Source organism: Edaphobacter sp. FHG110511_03, assembly GCF_059115365.1.
In genome coordinates this window covers 156,123-179,753 of sequence record NZ_JBZYWL010000005.1, presented here as the reverse complement: position 1 = coordinate 179,753, position 23,631 = coordinate 156,123, and the positions used below count along the sequence as shown (strand labels likewise).

Annotated in this window: 19 protein-coding genes; 7 read left to right on the top strand and 12 right to left on the bottom strand. The window is 59.9% G+C overall.

The window, feature by feature from the left end:
* Positions 1 to 74: 74 nt before the first annotated feature.
* From metG to AC5S26_RS20500, 3 genes are all read right to left on the bottom strand, one after another.
* Positions 75 to 2,417, bottom strand: coding sequence for a methionine--tRNA ligase subunit beta (gene metG / locus AC5S26_RS20510; RefSeq protein WP_494187168.1), 2,343 nt, complete (start codon positions 2,415 to 2,417; stop codon positions 75 to 77).
* A gap of 114 nt (positions 2,418 to 2,531) precedes the next feature.
* A complete protein-coding gene (locus AC5S26_RS20505) occupies positions 2,532 to 2,885 on the bottom strand; it encodes a VOC family protein (RefSeq protein ID WP_494186801.1) in 354 nt (117 codons plus the stop codon).
* 196 nt (positions 2,886 to 3,081) lie between these two features.
* Complete coding sequence (locus AC5S26_RS20500; protein WP_494186800.1) at positions 3,082 to 3,843, bottom strand: FadR/GntR family transcriptional regulator; 762 nt, start codon at positions 3,841 to 3,843, stop codon at positions 3,082 to 3,084.
* A 316-nt stretch (positions 3,844 to 4,159) separates the two neighbouring features.
* On the opposite strand from AC5S26_RS20500, the gene AC5S26_RS20495 reads away from it, so the two are divergent.
* The 4 genes from AC5S26_RS20495 to AC5S26_RS20480 all read left to right on the top strand — a co-directional run bounded on the left by AC5S26_RS20495 (position 4,160) and on the right by AC5S26_RS20480 (position 7,585).
* The gene (locus AC5S26_RS20495) at positions 4,160 to 5,197 is read left to right on the top strand and encodes a hypothetical protein (RefSeq protein WP_494186799.1); all 1,038 of its coding nucleotides are present in this window, start codon (positions 4,160 to 4,162) and stop codon (positions 5,195 to 5,197) included.
* Positions 5,198 to 5,490: 293 nt separating this feature from the next.
* The gene (locus tag AC5S26_RS20490; RefSeq protein ID WP_494186798.1) at positions 5,491 to 6,138 is read left to right on the top strand and encodes a nitroreductase family protein; all 648 of its coding nucleotides are present in this window, start codon (positions 5,491 to 5,493) and stop codon (positions 6,136 to 6,138) included.
* Positions 6,139 to 6,140: 2 nt separating this feature from the next.
* A complete protein-coding gene (locus AC5S26_RS20485) occupies positions 6,141 to 6,614 on the top strand; it encodes an NUDIX hydrolase (RefSeq protein ID WP_494186797.1) in 474 nt (157 codons plus the stop codon).
* Entirely contained in the window at positions 6,611 to 7,585 is a 975-nt protein-coding gene (locus tag AC5S26_RS20480) for an alpha/beta fold hydrolase (protein WP_494186796.1), read from the top strand. Before AC5S26_RS20485 ends, AC5S26_RS20480 begins: the two co-directional genes overlap by 4 nt.
* 125 nt (positions 7,586 to 7,710) lie before the next feature.
* Here the strand turns inward: AC5S26_RS20480 and AC5S26_RS20475 are convergent, their stop codons facing one another.
* A complete protein-coding gene (locus tag AC5S26_RS20475; RefSeq protein WP_494186795.1) occupies positions 7,711 to 8,328 on the bottom strand; it encodes a UbiX family flavin prenyltransferase in 618 nt (205 codons plus the stop codon).
* Between the two features lie 106 nt (positions 8,329 to 8,434).
* Here AC5S26_RS20475 and AC5S26_RS20470 point away from each other — a divergent pair, with 106 nt between their 5' ends.
* The gene (locus tag AC5S26_RS20470; RefSeq protein WP_494186794.1) at positions 8,435 to 9,451 is read left to right on the top strand and encodes a hypothetical protein; all 1,017 of its coding nucleotides are present in this window, start codon (positions 8,435 to 8,437) and stop codon (positions 9,449 to 9,451) included.
* Positions 9,452 to 9,456: 5 nt separating this feature from the next.
* On the opposite strand, the gene AC5S26_RS20465 is transcribed toward AC5S26_RS20470, so the two are convergent.
* Positions 9,457 to 10,062 carry a YkgJ family cysteine cluster protein gene (locus AC5S26_RS20465; RefSeq protein WP_494186793.1) on the bottom strand — a complete coding sequence of 202 codons (606 nt, stop codon included), beginning with the start codon at positions 10,060 to 10,062 and terminating at the stop codon, positions 9,457 to 9,459.
* 148 nt (positions 10,063 to 10,210) lie between these two features.
* Between AC5S26_RS20465 and AC5S26_RS20460 the strand changes: the two genes are divergently transcribed.
* Complete coding sequence (locus AC5S26_RS20460; RefSeq protein ID WP_494186792.1) at positions 10,211 to 12,262, top strand: glycoside hydrolase family 127 protein; 2,052 nt, start codon at positions 10,211 to 10,213, stop codon at positions 12,260 to 12,262.
* Here the strand turns inward: AC5S26_RS20460 and purB are convergent.
* The 6 genes from purB to AC5S26_RS20430 form a co-directional block, all read right to left on the bottom strand.
* Positions 12,259 to 13,563, bottom strand: a complete 1,305-nt coding sequence (gene purB / locus AC5S26_RS20455) for an adenylosuccinate lyase (RefSeq protein WP_494186791.1) — start codon at positions 13,561 to 13,563, stop codon at positions 12,259 to 12,261. The genes AC5S26_RS20460 and purB overlap by 4 nt on opposite strands.
* A 182-nt stretch (positions 13,564 to 13,745) precedes the next feature.
* Positions 13,746 to 14,003 (bottom strand): glutaredoxin family protein, encoded by a 258-nt coding sequence (locus AC5S26_RS20450; RefSeq protein ID WP_494186790.1) that lies wholly within the window; start codon positions 14,001 to 14,003, stop codon positions 13,746 to 13,748.
* 24 nt (positions 14,004 to 14,027) lie between these two features.
* Positions 14,028 to 14,801: an SDR family NAD(P)-dependent oxidoreductase gene (locus tag AC5S26_RS20445; protein WP_494186789.1), complete on the bottom strand. Its 774-nt coding sequence runs from the start codon at positions 14,799 to 14,801 to the stop codon at positions 14,028 to 14,030.
* Positions 14,802 to 14,850: 49 nt separating this feature from the next.
* Positions 14,851 to 15,426, bottom strand: a complete 576-nt coding sequence (gene tadA / locus AC5S26_RS20440) for a tRNA adenosine(34) deaminase TadA (protein ID WP_494186788.1) — start codon at positions 15,424 to 15,426, stop codon at positions 14,851 to 14,853.
* Positions 15,427 to 15,450: 24 nt separating this feature from the next.
* A complete protein-coding gene (locus AC5S26_RS20435; RefSeq protein ID WP_494186787.1) occupies positions 15,451 to 16,803 on the bottom strand; it encodes an amidohydrolase family protein in 1,353 nt (450 codons plus the stop codon).
* A gap of 70 nt (positions 16,804 to 16,873) precedes the next feature.
* Positions 16,874 to 17,938, bottom strand: coding sequence for an agmatine deiminase family protein (locus AC5S26_RS20430; protein WP_494186786.1), 1,065 nt, complete (start codon positions 17,936 to 17,938; stop codon positions 16,874 to 16,876).
* A 530-nt stretch (positions 17,939 to 18,468) separates the two neighbouring features.
* On the opposite strand from AC5S26_RS20430, the gene AC5S26_RS20425 reads away from it, so the two are divergent.
* Positions 18,469 to 19,794, top strand: a complete 1,326-nt coding sequence (locus AC5S26_RS20425; RefSeq protein WP_494186785.1) for a sugar MFS transporter — start codon at positions 18,469 to 18,471, stop codon at positions 19,792 to 19,794.
* Positions 19,795 to 20,146: 352 nt separating this feature from the next.
* On the opposite strand, the gene AC5S26_RS20420 is transcribed toward AC5S26_RS20425, so the two are convergent.
* Positions 20,147 to 23,539: a TonB-dependent receptor gene (locus AC5S26_RS20420; RefSeq protein WP_494186784.1), complete on the bottom strand. Its 3,393-nt coding sequence runs from the start codon at positions 23,537 to 23,539 to the stop codon at positions 20,147 to 20,149.
* Positions 23,540 to 23,631 lie beyond the last annotated feature (92 nt).

Below are 23,631 nucleotides of genomic sequence, written 5' to 3'. Positions count from 1 at the left end.
CGTTCGCATGATGCGTGAATGCCCACCTTAGCAGCTGCGAGCGCCTAAGGTGGGCATTCAATCTCTAAGCGATCTTACTTGAGGCGAGAGCCCAGCTCGATCTCTTCGGATTCGGCGAAGGTGGCGAGGATGGGTTTGCCGTCTTCGCCGTGCGAGGCGGCGAGGAGCATGCCGTGGGACTCGAGGCCGCGCATCTTGCGGGGCGCGAGGTTGGCGACGATGATGATGCGGCGTCCGATGAGGTCTTCAGGGGCATACCACTGGGCGATGCCGGAGAGGATCTGGCGCTTTTCGTAGCCGAGGTCGACCTCCAGGCGGAGGAGCTTGTCGGCTTTGGGGATGCGCTCGGCCACGAGGACCTTCGCCACGCGGAGGTCGATCTTGATGAAATCGTCGATGGCGATCTGTTGGGTGCCGGAGGCTGCCGAACCGGCGAAGATGCCGGAGGCTGGGGCTTCGGTGTGGGGTGCGGGGGGACGGGCCAGATCGGGGACGGGAGCGGAGGAGGCTCCGACCTGCGAGGCGGGATCGTGGTGGGGAAGGATGCTGGTGCGGGGGGCCGCTCCGGGATGGGTGGGGTCGGAGGGCGCGGGGGTGGTGTGGGTGGTCTTCTCGTCGACGAACTTCGAGGGCGTGGGCGGGACGGGATTCTGTTCTGCGTCGGTCATGATCTGGATGAGTCCTTTGTCGGCGCGAGGGAAGATGGGGCCGAGGGGGCCGAGTTTTGTTCCAGGCTTGAGGCCGCCCCAGGCGAGGTCGTGGAGCTGGTCGGATTTTGCGGCTGCTTCGATGTCGCCCAGGCCCAGCTGCTCCCACACCTTTGCGGTCGAGTAGGGAAGGATGGGGTAGAGGAGCGCGGTGACGATACGGATGGCTTCGGCGGTGATGGCAAGAACGGCGCGGAAGTCTTCCTTCGCGGAGGGCTCTTCGGATTTGGCGAGCTTCCATGGCGCGCTGAGGGAGAAGAAGCCGTCGACCTCGGTGATAAAAGAGGCGATGTTGGTGAGGACCCGAGTGAAGCGCGCGTCGGAGAAGTCGGCGCTGAGGTTCTCGACGAGAGTTGCGGCGGAAGACTCAAGGGCCTTTGCTGCTTCAGCAAGTGCTGCAGTAGAGGGCAGCGCCAAAGCAGGATGATTGCCATCAAGATTCTTCTCAATCATTGACAGCGTGCGGCTGACTAGGTTGCCGTAACCGTTCGCGAGGTCGGAGTTGTAGCGCTGGACGAGGGCGTCGAAGGAGAAGGAGCCGTCCTGGCCGAAGGGGATCTCGCGGAGGAGGAAGTAGCGGAGGACGTCGGAGCCGAAGAGATCCTGCTCGTGCTTCCAGTATTGGTCGGAGAGCGGGGCGCCGGGCCAGTCGATGGGCTTGGGCTTGAGTCCACCGAAGGCATCGAGGATGGTTTCGGTTCGGACGATATTGCCGCGTGATTTGGACATCTTCGATTCTTCGAAGAGGAGCCAGCCGTGCGCCTGGACCTTTTTGGGGAGCGGGAGACCGGCGGCGAGAAGGAAGGCGGGCCAGTAGACGCAGTGGAAGCGGATGATCTCCTTACCGACGAGGTGGAGGTCGGCGGGCCAGAACTTTTCGAACTGGGCTTGTTGCGCGGGATCGTCGCTGCCATAGCCGATGGCGGTCATGTAGTTGGTGAGGGCATCGAGCCAGACGTAAACGACGTGTTTCTTCTGCGTGGTGCTGGCGGCGGGCTCGGGGACGGGGATGCCCCAGTCGAAGGAGCTGCGGGAGATGGAGAGGTCTTTGAGGGCTCCAGCGACGTAGGGAGTGCCTTTGGCGGAAAGCTTTGTCTCGGTCCCATTGTTCACATCGCCGCGGAGGAAGCTGAGGACTTCGTTGCGTCGGGCTTCGGGTTCTATGCAGAACTCACCGGATTCGATGAGGTCGATGACCTGGGCTTGGAAGGCGGAGAGGCGGAAGTAGAAGTTTTCTTCGGTGACGGTCTCCGTGGGCTTGCCGTCAGGGCCGATGGTTCCCGGGGGGCCTTCGACGAACATCTCCTCGCCGACGGAGTACTGGCCGGTGTAGGTATCGAGGTAGATGTGGCCGCGCGAGTAGAGCTCGGAGAAGAGCTTCTGGACGCCCTGGGTGTGGCGGGGCTCGGTGGTGCGGATGTAGTCGTTGTAGGTGATGCCCATGCGCTGCCAGAGCCCGCGGAACTGCTCGGAGACCTCATCGGTGAAGCGCTGCGGCGGGATTCCGGCGGCTTCGGCGGAGCGCTGGATCTTCTGGCCGTGCTCGTCGGTTCCGGTGAGGAACCAGACGTTCTCTGTGCCTAGAAGGAGGCGCTGGCGGCGGGCGATGACGTCGGCCGCAATGGTGGTGTAGGCGTGGCCGATGTGGGGACGCGCGTTGACGTAGTAGATCGGGGTGGTGAGGTAGAACTTTTTCTGTGTGTCAGGCATGGGTGCAGTAAGGGCCAGTTTAGCAGGGTGGCAGAGCTTCGCTGGAATGCCCACTCATGCTTCTTCACCAGCCGGGCACCCGTTTGCTTGAATGAGTACCCGGCGGTTTCTGACTTATTCTGACCAGACGGCTAAATGGTTGCCATCGGGATCAAGAAAATGGAAACGTCGTCCTCCAGGAAAGGCAAAGATATCCTTGTGAATCACGCCGCCTGCAGTTTTCACTGAAGTCGATGTAGCTTCCAGATCGTGGCTGTAGAGGATCACCCGGGCACCCCCGGGATGGACAGACTCCGCTGTAGTAAAGCCGCCTTCAAGGCTCCCATCACTGAATGAGATGTAATCCTCTCCCCAGTCTTGAAAGTTCCATCCAAAGACTTTGGAGTAAAAGCTTTTAATGGCTTCGGGATTCTTGCAAGGAAATTCAATGTAATTGATGGCGTTGTGCTTGCGATGTTCAGACATCATGGACTCCTTCGGCTAAGAGGCGATTTTGGGCACAGATTTACCGTGCCCGCATAGCCTCCGTTCACAGCGCCGCTGGTGGAAGCCGTGAGTAGAGTCTCCTGACTGGAACCTGAACCGTGAAAGCGGGCGGAGGACTGCCGAGGTACGATCACAGGCTATATGGATGCTCTGCGTCGGCGCAATAGGAGCTGCAGGTCTAGTCCCTCACGGCCTCGACGGAGTCGGGGTCAGAGTCGGGTTCGGATTGAGGTTGTTCGGTTTCGGCGGCCTGGGCGGTTCGGGCGAGGTTGAGGTGCTTCTCCATGGTCTGGCGGGCGAGCGCGGGGTTGCGCAATCGGATGGCGCGGAAGATCTCACGGTGCATCTCGGCGGATTCCTTGAGGTCCTGGGCGTTCTGGACGGTCTTGGAGCGAAGCTCGTAGAGGTTGGCAGTGATGGTCTCCATCAGGGCGCCGAGGATGGGATTGCCGGCGGCGCGGGCAATGGTGCGATGGAAACGGACGTCGTGGATGAGATATTCCTGGGGGTCGGTGAGGGAGGCGTACATCTCGGCGACCTCTTCCGCGAGTTCGGCGACGTGTTCGTCGGTGGCGCGCTCGGCGGCCAGGGCGGCGATGGAGGACTCGAGGACGAGGCGGGCCTCGAACATCTGCCAGGGGAGGAAGCCGTGAAGGGCTCCGAGGACGGAAAGGGAACTGGAGTCGAGAGCGGGAGGACCGCTGGAGACGAAGGTTCCTGCGCCGTGGCGGCTTTTGAGCACGCCCATGGCGGAGAGGAAGCCGATTCCGGCGCGGAGGCTGGAACGGCTGATCTTGAGCTCGCGTGCCAGTTCGCGTTCAGGAGGAAGGCGATCGCCGGGTTTGACCTCTCCAGAGGCGATGAGGGAGCGAACATGTTCGACGACCTGCATGGTCAGCTGGCTGTGCGGGGTTGCGTCGGTGACGGCCTCTTTTTTCACTGCGAAACGGACTCCTGCCTCGGGAAGTGGGAGAAGGGTAACACGGAGGGCGGGGGGACAGCCAAGGCGCAGAATATTGCGGAGACCGTTCGACTACGCTCGGGGCAGGCTCTGAAGCGTTGCCCTAAAGGTGTACTATCCATTGGCATCCATCGCGATGAGGTTGTTATAGATGCGACATCCGGTGGGGAACAGTACGGAGAGGCTGTTTTTGGATTGGATGACCGAACCGGGCGAATCGGCGTCGAAGGATATGGCGGGTATGTGCGAAGTGGTCGTGTACTAGACTTGAGTTCGTTGCGAGGAGGACAAAAGAGTGCGGAGGCTTTGTAGCATTCCGGGAGCTGTGCGTTGGAGCGTGATGATGCTCGCGATGGGGCTGGCGTGCGGCGTGGCTCGCGGCGAGACCTGCACGACGCAGTCGGCGATGACGGACTCCGATCGCAATGCATTGGCAAATGCGGCGCGAGGGATGGCGGAGAAGGTTCAGGCCGATGACGCTGCGGGGTTGCAGGCGGTGACGATCGCAGAGTATGCAAAGAACTTTGGAGCGATCCAGGGAGCGGTGGGGAATGCTTCGGCGAAGGTAAAGGGAGCGGCGCTGGCAGTGGAGCAGGTTTATCTGCTGGATGCGAGCGAACTGAAGCCGGGACCGGATGGCAAGCCGGGAAATGCTCAGTTCCTGTGCACGCTGAACCGGTCGATCGCGGAGGCCGATTTTTCGATTCCTGCGCTTCCGGCAGGAAAATATGGCTTCGCTATTGTTGAGGCGCGGGGAACCGCGACCCCGTGGCGGCTGTCGTTTTTGATGCAGCAGGTGCAAGGGCAGTGGCAGATGGCAGGCTTCTATCCCGGGGCGATGACGGCGGCGGGACATGATGGGTTGTGGTACTGGACCTCGGCGCGGACGATGGCGAAGAGCAAGGAGCCGTGGAACGCCTGGCTCTACTACCAGCAGGCAGAGGTGCTGTTGAATCCCTCGGGACTGATTCTGAGCACGCATCTGGAGAAGCTGCGCAATGAGCAGGGCACGGCGGCTCCGCCTGCCTTATCGGGGGGGATCAGCGCGGAGTCACCGCTGGTGGTGAAGGGAGCGGACGGAGCGGAGTATCACTTTATCGGATTGGGAGTGGACGATTCGCTGGCGAAGGACAAGATCGATGTGATGGCGCGACTGAAGGTGGATCAGATTGGCGACGCCGTGGCGGCGAGAAAGCGTAATACCGATGCGATGAGCGCTCTGGTTGCGGCGTATCCAGAGCTTCGCAAGGGATTTCATGGAGTGTGGATTCTGTCGGAGGTACCAGGACAGAGTCCGTACGCGACGGAGCTCGCGATGAATGAGATCCATTGAGGATGCTGTGAAGTGTTGGAACTGGTGGTAAAGCGGATCCCTCCGCTTCGACCGGGACAGTTTTGCGGAAGTGTCTGGGTGTGATTCTGTCGGAGGATGGAACGCCCGCCGTTTTGCCTTACGCCCGAGTTACACGTTTGCAGAGAAGGCAACCCTGAGGTCGAGATTTTACCGGGGCGAGATTCAGAGCCTGCAGCGAAGTGCTATCTTGAAGACGCCTTTGTCTTTGCGCAACGGGGGCAGCAAGCCCTGTCCGTGAAGATGACATCCTAGTAAAGAGAATATAGAGGACGATGGCAGCTACCAGGAAGACATTGACCCAGGCAATTGCGGAGCGGCGGGCTACGCCGAGCTTTGACGGGACGCCGATTCCACGGGAGGATCTGAAGCAGATCCTTGATGCGGGTCTCCATGCGCCGAGCGGATACAACATGCAGCCGTGGCGGTTTGTGGTGGTGCAGTCGCCGGAGCAGAAGAAGAAGCTACGCGCGGCGAGCTACAACCAGGCCAAGGTGGAGGAAGCCTCCGCGGTGATTGTGGCCTGTGGGGATGCCGATGGATGGCGTAAGGATCTCGACCTGATGCTGCAGAAGGGCCGCGAAGGCGGGATGCCGGAGAGCTACGCGTCGCAGGCCGGTGCCAGCGTCACCAACTTTCTCTCCGGATTCAGCAGGGAGCAGATGCACGGATGGCTGAATAAGCACGTGATGATCGCGTTTACCCACATGCTGCTGATGGCCGAGACGATGGGATACGACACGGCTCCGATGGAAGGCTTCGAGCAGGACAAGGTGCACGAGGTACTTCGTCTTCCGATGAGCTACTGGGTTGTGGCCCTGCTGGGTATCGGACATTTGAAGGGGCCGGACAAGTACAACGGCGGACGGTTCGAGATGGGTCACACTGTATTTGGCGAAGAGTTCGGCAAGCCGCTGAAGTGAGCATGGGAGAAGAAGCGGCCAGAAGCGGGCGCGAGTACCCACAGGTTCCGATTGTGGGAGTTGCCGCAGTTGTGGTGCGCGGCGCGGAGATCCTGCTGATCCGGCGTGGGCGTGAGCCGCTGCTGGGCGCATGGTCGTTGCCGGGCGGCGCTCTGGAGCTGGGGGAGACGACTGCGGAGGGAATCGCTCGCGAGGTCTTCGAGGAGACGGGAGTGCGGGTGCGCCCCGTTGAAATTGTCGCAACGATCGATCGCATCGTGCGGGATGAAGACGGCACAGTACGTTTTCACTATGTTCTGGTGGAGTGGCTCTGTTTTGGGGACGACGAGGCTCTGGCGCTTGCCTGTGGCGACGATGCAGCCGAAGCCCGGTGGGTGCCGCGTGGCGAGGTCTCTTTAGAGAGTTACAATCTGGGCGCGGCTACATTAGACGTGATTCAACGAGCCCTGAAGGCCGCGGAGATGACAGCGCGATGAAGGTTGTGTTGCGTGCTTTGCTGATGCTGGCACTTGTTGCTGTGGCGGGAGGCCTGTTCTTCTACTTCAACCCGCTGTGGGTGGCCGACCAGCAAGTCCGATTTCAGCTTCGACGTGAAGGTGTGAGGAGTGAGTACGTCGATGCCGGCGGCTATCGCCTGCATTATTTTGAAGCGCAGCCGGCGGGTGGCGGTGGCGAGCCGCTGTTGCTGATTCACGGGCTTGGAGCCAGGGGCGAGGACTGGTCGAAGATGATTCCGGCCATGGCTGCGCATGGATTTCATGTGTATGTTCCGGACCTTCCGGGGTATGGAAGATCGTCGCAGCCGAAGGAGTCGGATTACTCGATCACGACGGAAGAGGCCGCGGTGGTTTCGTTCGCGCAGGCGGTCCATCTTCCGCATGCGTTTGTCGGCGGATGGTCGATGGGCGGATGGATTGCGATGAAGCTGGCACTGGACCATCCGGAGATGGTGGACCGGCTGGTGGTCTATGACGCGGCGGGAATCTACTTTCCAGCGAACTTCGGCTCGGAGCTGTTTGTCCCATCGAATGCCCCGGGACTCTCCCGCCTGGCGACGGTGCTTTCGCCAGATCCGCATCCGAACCCGCACCCCTTGCCCGATTTCGTGGTGCGGGCGGTGCTCGATAAGATCGCACGGGATGCATGGGTCGTGGAGCGCAGTATGGCGTCGATGACGAGCGGGCGCGACCTGCTGGATTTTCGGCTGCATGCGATTCGACAGCCGACGCTGGTGGTGTGGGGAGCGCAGGACCAGTTGATTCCGCTGGCGGTGGGAAGGCGGATGCATGAGGAGATTCCGAACTCTACGCTCAGCGTCCTTGAAGGGTGCGGACATCTGGCGCCACTGGAGTGCTGGCAGCCGGCGGCAGAGACGACGGAGATGTTTTTGCGCTCACAGCCTCCGCTTCAGGGCGGTGAGAGAAGCTTTGCTGCTTCTGTGAAGTAGGAGTTTTTTGATTTCTATTTTTTTAAGTATGGGCTGCCCGGACGAAATACAGGGATTCCCATTCGACTTCGCTCAGGGCAGGCTTCGACTTCGCTGCGCTCCGCTCAGAATGACGACCTTTATATCTAGTCTTCGTCGCCGCGCCACTGGTAGGCGTTGGGCTGAGGAAGCTGGATGTGCGCGAGCACGCGATCGACGAACTGGCGCGCCATCTCCGTGGTGCTTTGGGGATGATTGTAGAGGGCTGGAATTGCCGGAAAGATTGTGGCGCCTGCCTCGGCGGCGAGTTGCATATTGCGCAAGTGGATGCGGTTGAACGGAGTCTCGCGGACGCACAGGATGAGGGGGCGGCGCTCCTTGAGGCAGACATCGGCGGCGCGATGGATGAGATTCGAGGCCAGGCCGTTGGCGATAGCAGCGAGGGTTCCCATGGAGCAGGGAAGCACGATCATGGCGCTGGAGGGATAGCTTCCGCTGGCAATGCTGGCACCGATGTCGGCATCCGCATGCTGGCGGAGCTTTGTGCAGGGAGCGCCGAGAAGTTTTTCAGCGAGGCCAGAGCGTCCGCTAAAGCCAAGCTCTTCTGCGAAGACGCGCAGCGAGCTTTCTGACGCGACGAAGTGAATGCGGGAGACGCGCTCGTCGGCGGCCAGGGCACGCAGCATCTCGATGGCATAGACGCTGCCGCTCGCCCCGGTGACGGCGAGGGTCAAGTTGCGCGTGGCTGGAAGGGTTTCAGGCACTGGAATGATTATCGCCTAGGAGCAAATCAAACGCCGCGGAGACGGGTTTTCATATGATAAAGAACATAGGCCGGTTCACGGCTTGCGGCGAGAGGGAAGAGGTCGGATGAAGAGGCAACTCAGCGTTGTTGCAGTATTTTGTGCGGTTGTACTTTCCCCGGTGATGAGCAGGAGGGCGGAGGCTTCGGTTGCGCTTTTGATGGAGGAGCCGTATGGCGCGTTCGGCGCGTTCAATCCGACCGGACATGCGGCGATGTATTTGAATCGCGTCTGTGCCGAGAGCCCCACGGAGCTGCGGATGTGCCACGACGGCGAGTATGGCGTCGTGATCAGCCGCTATCACAAGATTGACGGATACGACTGGATCGCAGTTCCACTGATTCCTTATCTGTATGCGGTGAACTCCATGGATCAGATACCGGCGACGATCGATAAAGCCGGTGTCGCAGAGGTGAGGGATGCGTATCGGCGAACGTACCTGGAGCAGCTGGCTCCGGATACAGCGGCAGGTACGGCTCCGAAGGGCGAGTGGGTGCAGCTGGTAGGGGCCTCCTACGACCGCACGATTCACGGGTTCCAGGTGGAGACCACGCGCGAGCAGGATGAACGATTTATCGCGTATGTGAACGACAAGAAGAATGTCGGACACTTCAACCTGTTTGTGCATAACTGCGCCGATTTTTCGCGCGTTGCGCTGGATATGTACTTCCCGCATGCGATTCATAGAAATTACATAGCGGATGCCGGACTGACGACTCCGAAACAGGTGGCGCGTTCGCTTGTGAGTTATGGGAAAAAACATCCGGAGCTGAAGATGACCGCGTTTGTCATTCCGCAGGTTCCGGGAAATATGCCGCGAAGCCACAACGTGGATGGCGTTACGGAATCGCTGGTGAAGAGTAAGAAGTACATCATTCCGCTGGTCGCGCTGAACCCGGAGGTCTCGGGAGCAATTGTGGTGGCGTACCTTGTCGATGGGCGCTTGAAGATGCCGAAGGATGCCACAGTCTTTCAGATTAATGACGCAGAGGTTACGGATGCTCCTGCGGTTGAAAATCCCGCACCGAGCGGGCGAACCCCTCTGCCAGTGGGGTCAGCGGGAACTCGCGTTCCGCACCCCTGAGTGCATTATCTGCGAAGGGCATAGGCGATGATGGTTTCGCCATGGACGTTGTGCTTGGCGTTGAAGGCTTCGTTGCTTGCGGTCTCTCGCGCGGGCACGGTGGGATCGAGCTCACCGGCCGCGATCTCTTCGGTGGAGGCAGTGATGAAGCAGAGCTCGCAGGTGGCGAGGTGGCCTTCGGGAGTGCGCATGGGTGGCCCGAAGGTGCGGCAGACGATGGGTCGATTCTCGTAGAGATCGCAGGTTCCGGTGGTGGGATCGAGGACGGGGCACGGTTCGGTGTCGCCGATGCTGTCTTCGGATTCGTCCGCGAAGAGTTGTGAGTCTTCGTAGTCTTCGTCGAGGATGCCGGTGGCGCGATCTCCGGGAAAGAGCGGACCGAGGCGGGCGAGAGATTCGTTGACCCGCGTGCGGATGCGGTCCGCTCGTTGCGGGTCCCGCTGCTGTAACACGTGGAGGCCACTGCGGAGACGGTGGGCGTCCTGTTGCGAGATGGGAAAGACGCCGTGGCAGCATTGGGTGCAGCCAGGACGGCAGACGAGGTGATGGCCGCTGCGTTCAACTGCGGAGGCCAGGGCGGCGTCTACGATCTGGATGAGGGAGTGCGTCATGATGAATGGCGGCGGAGCCTTGCGTGCCGCGGTGCGGACTTCATGTCTCGATTCTTCTCGACGAAGAAGATAGAGGCTTTATAAGATGCGGAGTCGGAGCTTTCCGCGTTCTTCGTCATTTTAGCTGGAACGGGAAGAGACAGCCTTGATGGGAATTGAGGAGATGATGATGTCTGAACTGGTTTCACGCCGGAATTTTCTTGCTTCTACAAGTTTAGCTGCAGCAGCTGTCCTGATCGATCCTCGCAGAGCCTATGGAATCGAGGATGAGGCGACGAAGCCACTCCCCGACTGGAAGATGAAACCTCCAATGGATTTCTCCCAGTCCCCTCATGCCAAGTTGCGACAGGTTCCGGTGGGAGCGGTTACGGTGACCGGCTATTGGGCGAGCCGGAGGAAGACCAATGTGGAGATCAGCATTCCGAGCATGCGGGAAGAGCTGGTGCAGCACGGGCGGATGACCAATTTTGAACGCATGCAGGGGAAGTCGAATGAGCCGCAGAAGGGACCGGTGTACTCGGATTCGGATATGTACAAGTGGACGGAGGCGGTCGGGTTCGCCCTGCAGTCCGGCCCGAATCCTTCGCTGCAAAAGGTGACGGACGCGCAGATTCAGGAGATCATCGCGGTCCAGGAGCCGAGCGGGTATCTGAACACGTATTACATCGAAGACCGCAAGCCTCTGCGAATGCAGCAGCACACGCAGGAGGTAGGGCACGAGTTGTACAACATGGGGCATTATCTGCAGGGCGCGATTGCCTACTACCGCGCGACGGGCGATCCCACCATGCTGAATGCGGGGATACGGTTTGTCGATGGTTTTCTGCTGCCGAACTATGGCCCGGGACCGGAGCAGAAACCGATTGTGTCCGGACATCCCGAGATCGAGATGTCGCTGATCGAGCTGTATCGTACGACGGGAAACAAAAAGTATCTGGACCTTGCCGGATACATCCTGCATGGCGATACGAGATGGAAGCTTTCGCAGCGGACGATTACGTACACATTCTGCGGAATTCCTTTTCCGGAGCGAACGAAGCTGGAAGGGCATGCGGTTCGCGCGATGTACGCCTGCTGCGGCGCGACGGACTACTACCTGGAGACTGGCGATCCGGCGTACTGGAAGACGCTTGAGGTTCTATGGCAGGACCTCGTCTCGCATCAGCTTTACGTTACGGGAGGTGTGGGGGCTCGTGCAGAAGGCGAGTCGTTCGGCGATGCGTACGAGCTGCCGAATGCGCGCGCCTACGGCGAGAGCTGCGCCGCGATCGGCAACATGATGTGGAACGCGCGCATGCTGGCGGCAAGCGGTGAGGCGAGATTTACCGACGTGATGGAGCGGGCGCTGTACAACGGGATCAACTCCGGAATGTCGTTGGATGGAAAGATGTATTGCTACCGCAATCCGCTGGCGTTCGAGCCGGCGACGGGAGATGTGATCCGCAACCCGTGGTACGACACGACGTGTTGTCCCCCGAATATTGAGCGTACGTTCGCATCGCTGCCGGGATATTTCTATAGCACCAGCAAGGACGGTATCTATGTTCACTTCTACGACGCCTCTGAGATGGACTGGCACCTGGAAGATGGTACAGGCTTGAAGATCGCGCAGAAGACGGAGTATCCGTGGAGGGGCGATGTGGAGCTGACGGTCTCGCCCGCGAAATCGCATGAGTTCACGGTCTATCTGCGGATTCCTGGCTGGTCGGAGAAGACGTCTGTTCGTGTTAACGGAAAAACTGTCGAAGGAGCGAAAGCTGGAGAGTATCTGGCGGTTTGGCGAACCTGGAATGCGGGCGACAAGATCGAGCTGGCCATGGACATGACGCCACGCATGCTGCAGGCCAATGCAGCTGTGATGGAGGATGTTGGCAAGGCGGCGATGCAAAGAGGGCCGGTGGTGTTCTGCATGGAAGGCTTGGATCAGAAAGTACAGAGTCACGATCTAAATCTTTCGAATCTGCGCGCTTCTCTCAAGGGCGAGACCAAAGTGCGGTTCGAGCCGGAGATGTTGGGCGGTATCGCGGTGCTCGAGCATCCGGGGCAGGTTGTGGCTAGCGGGTCTACGGATCTTTACAGGGCCGGGGCTTCGGAGAATAAGCAAGGCACAGCTACAACTCTTATGCTGATTCCTTACTATGCATGGGCGAACCGGGCGCCTTCGCCCATGCAGGTCTGGATTCCACATACAGATGTTTAGCGCGGTTTGAGAACGCGATCGAAGATTGCATCCACGTTGGCCAACTGGCGGTTGTAGTCGAAGGCCCGGGCGAGTTTTTCCGGGCTGAGGCGTGCGGTGATCTCAGGGACCTTGGCAATCTCGTCGCGGAAGACAAGTTCGTTCTTCCAGGAGTTCATGGCGTGGCCCTGCACGAGGCGGTAGGCGTCTTCGCGGCTCATGCCGGACTCGGCAAGATCGAGCAGCAGCTGGCCGGAGAAGATGAGGCCGCCGGTGGACTCAAGGTTCTTCAACATGCGTGCCGGGTAGACGAGCAGCTTGTCGATGAGGTTGGTCGTCTTCGCCAGCAGATAATCGGCCAGGATGGTGGAGTCGGGGAAGATGACGCGCTCGGCGGAGGAGTGCGAGATGTCGCGCTCGTGCCAGAGGGCGACGTTCTCAAGCGCGGTCTGGGCGTTGGAGCGCATGACGCGGGCGAGCCCGGAGATCTGCTCCGAGGTGATGGGGTTTCGCTTGTGCGGCATCGCGCTTGAGCCCTTCTGCTTTTCAGAGAAAAATTCCTCGGCTTCACGAACTTCGGTGCGCTGCAGGTGGCGGACCTCGGTGGCGATCTTGTCGAGTGAGCTGGCGAGCACGGCGAGCGTGGAGATGTAAGCGGCGTGACGGTCGCGCTGCAGGACCTGGGTAGCAATGTCGGCGGGCTTGAGGCCGAGTTCTTCGCAGATGGCCTCTTCGTGCTCGGGCTTGAGGTGGCCGAAGGTGCCTACGGCTCCGGAGAGCTTGCCTATGCGAAGGTCCTCAGCGGCGGCGTCGAAGCGGGTGAGGTTGCGCTGCATCTCGGCGTACCAGAGGAGCAGCTTGAGCCCGAAGGTCGAGGGCTCGGCATGGATGCCGTGGGTGCGGCCGATGATGGGTGTGTTCTTGAACTCCAAGGCACGGCGCTTGAGGACGTCGGACAGGGCAACGATGCCGGCGCGGATCATGGTGGAGGCTTCGCGGATCTGCAGCGCCTGCGCGGTATCGACGACGTCGGTAGAAGTGAGGCCGTAGTGGAGCCAGCGCGAGTGCTCAGGATTGGCGATGTGCTCGGCCACCGTGGTGGTGAAGGCGATGACATCGTGCTTCACCTCGGCCTCGATGGCGTTGATGCGTTCGACGGTGAAGTCACTCTTGTCGCGGATGGCGTCTGCGGCCTCCTGCGGGACGAGACCGAAGCGAGCGAGCGCCTGCGAAGCGGCGGCTTCAACCTTCAGCCAGCAGCGATACTTGTTCTCGTCTGACCAGATACGGCCCATAGCAGGGCGGGTATAGCGGGGGATCATAAATAGTTTCCTGACTTGGCTTTCGGGAGGGTTCTTCCTTCATTTTACTGCGGATGTGAAGAAGCCGCGGGTACGACATGGGGGTTATATCGTTATGCGATGCAAATAGGGATGCTAGATCGATTATGACCTTGACCAAAACCCAGGTCGCGGAGCCTGTCCATGAGCATTTAGAAATAAGATCAGGCGTTGCTGACCCCGAAGAGCTCGGCCATCTCGTCGTGGAGAAACCCATAGCCGGGGCGATAGGGTTGAACCCATCTTCCGTCGATCACGAACTGCGGAATTGCACGCTTTCCTACATTGGCGAGGACGAGATCCGCGGCACCCGGGGTAATCTCGATGTCGACTTCGCGGTAGGGAATGTTATGCGAGGCGAGAAAGCGCTTCGCCTCGCGGCAGTCGCGGCACCATGCCGCAGTGTAGACAGTCAGCTCCATAGGCATATTTTACGTGACCTTTTTTCATTGCTCGTGATAGTTGACGATGAGGCCGCCATCGATGATGTAGGTACTGCCGGTGATATACGAGGCTTCGTCTGAGGCGAGAAAGGCCGCGAGTCCTGCAACCTCTCCGGATTTGCCGAGGCGGCCGAGCGGGATGTTTTTGAGCAGGGCCTCGAGCTTGGGCTTGTCGTCGAGCAGGGATTGATTGATGGGGGTCATGATGGCGCCGGGGGCGATGTTGTTGATGGTGATACCGAGCGGGCCAAGTTCGACGGCGAGGTTTCGCGTGAGCATGCGCATGGCACCCTTCGAGGCACAGTAGGTGGAGAAGTGCGGGAAGGCCATGTCCTCGTGCACAGAGCTGATGTTGATGATGCGGCCCGGGCGCTTTGCCTCGCGCAGGCGGCGGACGAAGGCCTGGGTGAGGAAGAAGGCTCCCTTGAGATTGACGTTGAGGACCTCGTCGTAGTCCTTCTCGGTTACGTCCCAGAAGTCGGCGCCTTTTTCGATACCGGCGTTGTTGACGAGGATGTCGCAGGAGCCGAGCTGCTGCCATGCCTGGTCCACGAGCTTTTGCGTGTCGTCGAGCCTGGAGACGTCGGCCTGCAGGATCATGGCCTTGCTGCCCGCGGCTTCGATCTGCTTTTGGGTCTCGTCGGCTCCTTCGGGATGACTGCGGTAGTCGACGACGATGCTGGCTCCTTCCGTGGCGAGGCGCACGGCGGTGGCCTGGCCGATGCCTGAGGAAGATCCAGTGACGATGGCGACTTTGCCCGAAAGACGGCCTGGCATGAGAATCCTTTCGTGTGCGATGAATTTAGAGCGAAGCTAGGCTGCCTTCTTAACCTTCGCGGACCACTTTTTCTTCGTCGTCATCGCTGCCTCCGAGGAGGGCTTCCTCTGAATCTATAGGATGCGGGTCGGCTCGTTTCTTTCCACGGCGCTTGAGGAAAAAATCGCTCAGCATCAGGCTGCACTCTTCTGCGAGGACTCCGGCGCGGAGATCGGTGCGGTGGTTGAGCTGGGGATGGTTCAGGACGGCGAGCACGCTGCCGCAGGCTCCGGCCTTGGGGTCGTCGGAGGCGTAGACGAGACGTGCGATGCGTGCGTGCAGGATCGCGCTGGCGCACATGGCGCAGGGCTCGAGGGTGACGTAGAGAGTGCAGCCGCCTTCGCTGGTGAGAAGGCGATAGTTGGAGAGCGCGCGGCCTGCCTCGCGTATGGCGACGATCTCGGCGTGGGCGGTGGGGTCGCTGTCGCGGAGGACGCGGTTCTGACCGCGGCCGACGATGGTCTCGCCGTCGGGCGCGAGAACGATGGCTCCGACGGGAACCTCACCAGCGGTTTCGGCGGCGAGCGCCTCAGCGATGGCGAGGCGCATCATGCGCTCGTCGAAGGCGTCAGAGTGTTCGTGCAATTCCATCTGATTCAGTGTAGCGGTCTAGTTCTGCGGTGGAGTGTTGGGGACCAGGACACCGTGATGGTAGACGGCATCCATGTGGCGGGTGTTGCGGACGTCCATCAAGGGATCGGCAGAGAGGATGATCAGATCGGCGGAGTAGCCTTCCTTGACGAGTCCGACAGTGACCTTCGGGTTGATTTCATGCAGCAGACGGCCGTTCTCGCCAGTCGCCAGCGTGATGGCCTGCAGGGGCGTGAGGCCGGCAGCGACGAGGTCTTCGAGCTCGCGATGCTCGGTGAAGCCTGGGATGCGGCCTGGAACGGCGCCGGAGTCGGTTCCAAAGGCGATATTCACTCCGGCATCGCGGAGGGCCTTGAGATTTTTCATGGCCATCTCATGATCTTTCTTTGCCTGTTCGGTCTGGGGTGCGGCCAGGGTCTTTTCGGCGTAGTCAGGGGCCTGTAGCTTCGCGAGCAGCTGAGGGCCGGCTGCCTGCTGGAAGAAGGACGACTTCATGACATCGGGATCGGAGGCGTAGAGGTAGAAGGCCTCGTCGAGTGTGAGAGTGGGGATGTACCAGATCTTGTGATCGATGAGAGAGGTAGCGAAGGCGGAGTCGACGGCCTGATCGCGGACGGAGTGGGCGAAGATGTCGACGTTGGCGTTGACCAGGCTCTTCGCGTCGGCGAAGGCGTAGACGTGTGCCGCAACCTTCAGGTGGCGTTTGTGCGCTTCTTCGATAACGGCGGTGTAGACGGCAGGATCCATGGGAGGAAGCTTGCCGTGGCCGCTGTCGAGCCACATCTTGACGAGGTCGGCATGATGCCCGGCGAGCTCATCGACGACTTTGCGCGCCTCGTCCGCATTGGCGGGGCGGTAGATCTGGTCGGGCGCTACGTCGAGGCCGGGTGCTCCGTTGGGAACACCGATGCCGCGACCTGCGGTAAGGATGGTGGCTCCGCCAAGTTTGCCTGCACGCTGCTGGTCGCGAAGCTCGTAGACGAGATCGCGGTTGAGGCCGAGAGAGACGATGGTGGTGACGCCGTACCGCTCGAACTGGTTGAGGGCAGCGGTGACGTTCTCGGTGGTGTATGCGTTTGCCGAAGGAGTGGCATTGTCGAGCAGGATGCCGAGGTGCGAGTGCGCGCTGATGAGCCCGGGAATGATGGTCTTGCCGGCGCATTCAACGATGTCGACACCTTTCGGCGCATCTTTTTTGTAGGTGGACTTGACGCTCTCGATGTAGCCCTTATGGAGGGTGATGTCGACGTGCGGGCGGACCTGAGCGCCGGTGCCGTCCACGAGGGCGGCGTCGTGCAGGAGGATGGGCTTCTGCTGGGCCGCTGCGACGATGGCAGCAGAGAACATTAGGGCGCAAGGGATGATTCGCATCAGGTCTCCGAAATTTAATTACGAAACGTAACAGTAAAGCATGTTTGGATGCCCGCGAAGGAGAATCGGTTTACGCGGGCTCCTGTTGCGTCATGCAGTGTAGCGCGCCGAGACCCCAGATGAGATCGATGCAGTGGATTCCGGTGACGCGGCGGTCAGGGAAGCAGTCCGCGATGAGGTTGAGGGCATGGCGGTCGTTGGGGTCGTTGAAGGTGGGAACCAGGACGAGGTCGTTGCCGATGTAGAAGTTGGCGTAGCTGGCGGGGAGGCGCTGGTTGTCGAAGACGACGGGGGCGGGCATGGGCAGCTCGACGATGCGGAAGGGCTTGCCGTCGAGATTGCGGGCGGAGCGGAGGCGGTCGAGGTTTTCGGCCAGCGGAAGGTGATTTTCGTCGTGGGTGCTGGGCTCGACGCAGGTGAGGATGGTGTCTTCGGCGACGAAGCGGGTGATGTCGTCGATGTGGCCGTGAGTGTCGTCGCCGGCGGTTCCGCGGTTGAGCCAGAGGGTCTGGTCGATGCCGAGGTAGTCGTGGAAGGCTTGCTCGAGCTGCTCTTTCGAGACGCCGGGGTTGCGCTGCTGGATCTCGGAGAGGAGGCACTCTTCGGTGGTGAGGAGGACGCCGGCTCCGTTGGTGTCGATGGAGCCGCCTTCGAGGACGAGGCGGTGCTCTTTGCCGTCTTCGCCGGTGACCTTCGGCTGAAACTCTTCGAGGCCGTAGAGCTTGGCGATGTGGTGCGGAATCTGGTCGTCGCGCCGCCAGTTATCGTATTTAGCCCAGGCGTTGAAGCGCCAGTTGTTGAGGGCGAGCTCGCTCTTGGGGTTTTTTACGAAGATGGGGCCGGAGTCGCGGAGCCAGACGCGGTCGGTCTGCCAGGGGTGGAAGTGGAGGCGGGCCATGTTGGCTCCGCCGCGGAGGAGGATGTGGCGGGCGCGCTTCTCGGAAGCTTCGTCGTTGACGAGGATGTGGACGTCTTCGCAGCAGGAGAGGTTGCGGACGATCTCGGCGTAGACCCAGGGGATGGGCTGGAATTTTCCGGGCCAGTCTTCGGCGTTATGGGGCCAGGCGATCCAGGTGGCGGTGTGAGGGTCCCATTCGGCGGGCATGCGGAAGTTCCGGTCGCGAGGTGTGGTCATCTGGCTCTCTGTCCTGGTCGTTCTGAGGGGGGACCCCCTATCTTAATTGCGCAAAGTCTTCCAGAGATGGAACTTAAGTCCGGACTTCGGATTGAGTCCCTTCTTTTGGGGCTCGATTCAATCTCCTGTTTTAAGTATAGCGAGGCGGAGGGAACTCATCGGCACTGAGGATGTGACTGACGGGTTAAGGTTTAGGGGTGAGTAGGGGTTGACAGGGGTTGTACGGGGGCCTTGTTCGGCACTGATGACGGATACGGATCGCGCTACGCGATTGGGGCACCACGGTGTTCCTGGCGGTACAGGCGAAATACAGGGATTCCTCGGCTTCGCTCGGAATGACGGTTTAGAGGTGGTCTGGTTTGGAATGACGGCTTAGACGTGGCTGCGCTCGGGATGACGGCTTCTGAGGTGGCTGCGCCCGGGATGACGGCTTCTGAGGTGGGTTCAAGTGGTCTTTCTCTAATGCGTATTAGGATGGGATGTGGTGCAAGTCTTTTAACAATTTCGTAATGCAGTAGGGGATCAAAGAGATGGCCATTAGCGTCAGTACAGCAACCAGCACGCAACACTCCGGAGCTCGCAAGACTGACGTTCGGGCCATGAGCATCGCGACGATGCTCTTTTTCATGTGGGGATTTCTGACGTGTCTGAATGACATCCTGATCCCGCATCTGAAGGGAATCTTTGAACTGAACTACGGGCAGGCGATGCTGGTGCAGTTCTGCTTCTTCTCGTCCTACTTCATCTTTGCCCTGCCTTCGGGGAAGCTGGTGGAGTGGAGGGGATACAAGGGCACGATGGTGATCGGGCTTCTGGTGATGGCAGCGGGAGCCTTCCTGTTTCTTCCAGCTTCGACAGCGGCCTCGTTCGGGCTGTTTCTTTCGGCGCTGGTGATTCTGGCGGCAGGGATCACGAGTTTGCAGGTGGCGGCGAACCCTTATGTGGCGAATCTGGGACCTCCGGAGACTGCGGCGTCACGGTTGAACCTTTCGCAGGCGTTCAACTCGTTCGGGACCTTTGTAGCTCCATTTTTTGGAGGAGCGCTGATCCTGGCTTCGGCTCCGCTTGCGCCGGAGAAGCTGAAGTCGTTTTCGGCGGCGGCTCTGCAGGCGTATCGCTCGGAGCAGGCTTCGTCGGTGCGGCTCCCTTATATGGGAATCGGATTAATGCTGGTTCTGCTGGCGATTGCGCTGGCGCTGGTGAAGCTGCCGACGATGGACTTTACGCGCGACATCCGGCCAGGTGAGATGGATGCGGACACGACGGGGGACAGCATCTGGAAGCATCCGGTGCTGCTGGCCGGAGCGCTGGGTATTTTTGTGTACGTGGGGGCGGAGGTCTCGATCGGGAGCTTCCTGGTGAACTACTTCGGCCTGTCGGACATTGCGGGGCTGCCGGAGCACGTAGCGGCGCGGTATGTCGCGTTGTACTGGGGCGGCGCGATGGTGGGAAGGTTTATCGGATCGTGGCTGCTGACGAAGGTACGGACCAGCCTAGTGCTGGGAACAGCGGCGGTGTTGGCCGGCGCGCTGGTGGTGATGTCGATCCTGACGCATGGGCACACGGCGATGTGGGCGATCCTGGCGGTGGGGCTGTTCAACTCGGTGATGTTTCCGAGCATCTTTACGGTGGGGCTGACGGGGCTGGGACCGCTGACGTCGAAGGGGTCGAGCCTGATGGTGGCGGCGATTGTGGGCGGAGCGCTGATTCCACTGGCCGAGGGACATCTGGCGGATGTGGTTGGAGTACAGCACGCGTTTGTGATCCCGGCGGTCTGCTATATCTACATCGCGCTGTTTGGGTACCTGGGCGGAAGACGGGCGGAGCGCGAGGTTGGGATCGTCAAGCCGGTTTAAGGGTGTGGGCCGATCCGGAAACATTCTGGATCGGCCTTAGATCGAAAACAGGCAACGGCAAGAACAAAGACTAAATACAGGGATCTCTCCACTGCGCCGCGCGGTGAAGCTGCGCGGCTTCGGTCGAGATGACGTGGTTTTTGTTTGAAGCTGCTTGGCTTCTGTTTGAGATGGCGATGGTTGGTAGATGTTGCCGAGTGACTTGTCTTTTGAGTGTGCTCAAGTGCGTGGGTGTGCTCTTGAGCGATGCAACCGCAGGTGCTTCGACCTGCGCTCCCTGCGGTCGCTTCGCTCAGGATGACAAATTCAATGGTACGAATTTGTCATCCATTCTTCTAGAGCGAGATGCGGGTTAGAACGAGATGCGGCCACTGAATCTGAGGGTTCGATTGCTGGTGGAGATCACGCTGGTGATCTGCCCGAATCCGGAGTCGTTGACGTTTGCGGTTGGATTGCTCCACTGAGGCGTATTGGTTACGTCGAAGGATTCAGCTTTGAGGACGATGGCCATCTCGTGGTAGATGGGGATGTTTCGCGTGAGGCCGACGTCGAGGTTGAAGTATCCGGGGCCGCGAATCGAGTTGCGGCCGACGTTTCCGTTGGCGGCGCTCGAAGGTAGCTTGACGATGTTGCCCTGGTTGACGAAGTAATACGGAAATGTTGTCGAGCCGCCGGTGTATTTCGTTCCATTCAGTTTCAAATTGCTGACCTGGTTGGGAACAACTGTGTCTCCGTTTCCATTTTGCGATGTGTCCGTAATCTGGAAGGGGCGCCCGCTGTAGTAGGTCGTGATGGTGTTCAGGTCGACTCCACCGATGATGCGCCCGAGGATTCCGTGATTAAGAAACTGGCGTCCGGGGCCGAAGGGCATCTGGTAGACCGTCCACAGGGCATTGAGGTGGGTGCGGTCGAACTGCGAGTTGGCAAAGTTTCGCTTGAGCTGAGAGGGCACATTGAAGGTCAAGGCCGCCAGTGTGCTGTCCGTGTCGAAGTTGTTCATGGAGTGCGACCAGGTGTAGCTGTAGCCAAACTGTAAGGACTTGAGCTGGCGATCGCTGATCTGGAGCTGCATTCCGGAGTACTCCACGTCTCCAAATGGGAGCACGTTGAGGATCTGGCCGGTGTAACGCCGCGCTCCGCCAGGAGCATTCGCGTTGCTGAAGAGTGGCCGGCTTGCCGCGCCGAGCGGACTCACTCCTCCCGCGTTGATGTCCAGTCCAGCCACCTGGCGAACGTGGTGGGTCCCGACATAACCGATGTTCACGACAACATCCTTAACGATGTCGCGGTCGATGAACAGATTCCATGTCTCGAGATATCCGCGTCGCCACTTCTGGGGAGCAGTCTGGGTGGTGTAGTTGTAGGGCAGCGGGACGACGCCTGAGGAGATATCGGGAATGCCGACGGTCGGGATTCCCGCGGTGAGAGTTCCGCTGGGAAGAGTGGTTGCCCCTTCCGAGGTTAGCGCGCCTGCGGGAATGTAGTTGTTGGCTCCCGTGTTGTTGAGGGTGATTAGCGCGGGGTAGGAGTCGCGGAAGAAGCGATAGTTTTCCGGGTCGACGGTGAGGCCGGCGCCTGCGCGAATGACGGTCTTGTCGTTGATGCGATAGTTGATGCCGAGGCGAGGAACCAGCTGACCGTGGCCTACGTCCTCACCTGTGTTGGTGGGTGTGTTGCCGCGTCCACCGATCAGGACATTGCTGGTAGCAGGATCGAAGCGGAAGACGCCGGTATGGTCTCGATTCGCGAAGGGGTAGTACTCGTAACGAATTCCATAGTTGACGGTGAGGTTGGGAGTGGCCTTCCAGGTGTCCTGCGCATAGAAGCCAAATGAAGAGAAGCGCGGACCGTTGGGCTGGAAGAGCTGAACCGTCTTGCCGATGGCTTGAGGCAGACCGAGGAGAAGGTCGGCGACGGAGCGGTAGTAGTTTGGACCGTCTGCCGCGACACTGCTGTTATTTCCGGTGACGCCTCCGGTGAAGGTGAACTGACCTCTGGGGCCTGCGTTGTTGGCCTGAAGGTGATTGATGGCGGAGTGAACGTATTCGCCTCCGAACCGGAAGGCGTGCTTGCCGCGAATCCAGGTAGCGTTGGCATTGCCGACGTACTGCATGTCGCGAAACTGAAATGGATTGGACTGGATGTAGTTTCCGAAACTTGACAGGTTCGAGGGGATGAAGCCGGGGGTACCGGATTGGAACGGAGTTGAACCGTTGGTTCCGGAGATTCCGAGTGTGTCGAGCCCGACGTTTTGGCCGTAGTCGGGGGCATGGGAGGCAAGATTGATTCGAACAAAGCCCGCATTCGCATCCAACAGAAAGTTGGGAGTAAATGCGTGCGTGGTGCCGAGGCCGATGTTCTGAATGGTGCCGGGCGCAGAGCCTGGCTGACCGCCATCCCAGGTGTTGCCGATGGCGCCTCCCAGGGCGGGAGGATCCACGATCAGCGATCGTTGCACTGAATACCTTCCGAAGAAGGTTGTTCGCGACGTGGGGTTGTAGCTTACCTTGGCGTCGTAAGAGGACCGATCGTACTGCAGGACGGCGCCGCCGGGATAGTTTCCAGAGGTGGCATTGATCTTTTCTGTCGGCAGAAGCGCGAGGATCTTCTGCGTGGCGGGGCTGAGACGCGAGGCTGGAATTTTATTGTTCGGAAAGGGGCTGCGACCTGAGCCGTCGGCATTTCCTGTTGCCGGATCGTAGATGGGCGTGTTGATGGCTGAGAAATCGCCGCCGCGCAACGCGGCAAGAGGCACGTTCATTGCTGAACCGGTTTTGAACTGACGCAGGGAGACGCGGTTGTATCCAAAGAAGAAGAAGAGCTTGTCTTTGAGGATAGGACCACCGACGTTGCCGCCAAATTCGTTGTAGATGTTCTTGGGGGCGATTGGTGTGGTCGAGGTGCGGACGAAGTATTGTCTGGCGTTGAACTGGGAGATGGAGTTGTACTCCCATGCGCTCCCATGAAAGTGATTGGTGCCGCTTTTCACGATCAGGTTTGCGGCGATTCCGCCGGCCGCGCCCTGCTCTGCGTTGAAGCTGTTGGTGACGATGTTGGCGGATTCGATGGAATCGGTGGGCGGGATGTACGCGACGATGGACTGCAGCCACGGATAGCCTACGGCCGCGCCGTCGATCTTGGTGGAGTTGATCGTGTTGGAGACTCCGTTGGCTGTTACGGCTTGCGTGCGGCCTGGATTTCCGGCTTGCGAGTTGTTTTCTGTTGGCGGCGGGATTCCGGGAATGAGGCGATAGAGGCCCTGGAAATTACGACCGGCGGTCGATGTCGTGGGCAGCTCTTTAACCTGGGTGGGGCTGATCTCGTAATTGACATCGGCACGATCGGTCTGCAGAGCCGGAGGCGCAGTGCTGACCTCGACACTTTCGTTCACAGCTCCAGCCGTCATCGTTGTATCGATGCGTCTGGTCTGGTTCGCGCTGATGGGCACACCTTTGCTGACGCTTTGGCCGAAGCTGGTTGCGGAAAAAGTGATGTTGTAAACGCCCGGCGGTAGATCTGTGAATTGATAGCTTCCCGAGGAATCCGTCGTCGCAGTGCGGGAGAAGCCGGTAGAGGGATTAGCGGCGGTGACCTGCGCTCCGGGAACCACCGATCCGCTGGGATCGGTCACAACACCTGTGAGGCCTCCGTAGAGTGTCTGAGCAGATAGGGGCCCGGTAAAACATAAAAAACTCGCAAAAAGGGCGAGACAGTAGATGAACTGTCTTCGAAATCGAATGAGCACTCGGTCTCCAAAATGTATGGATTATCGTTCATGAAATCGGAATGACTATAGAGAGCGTGAAAATTGCTTGTCAAACCTCAGGCTGTGTCGAA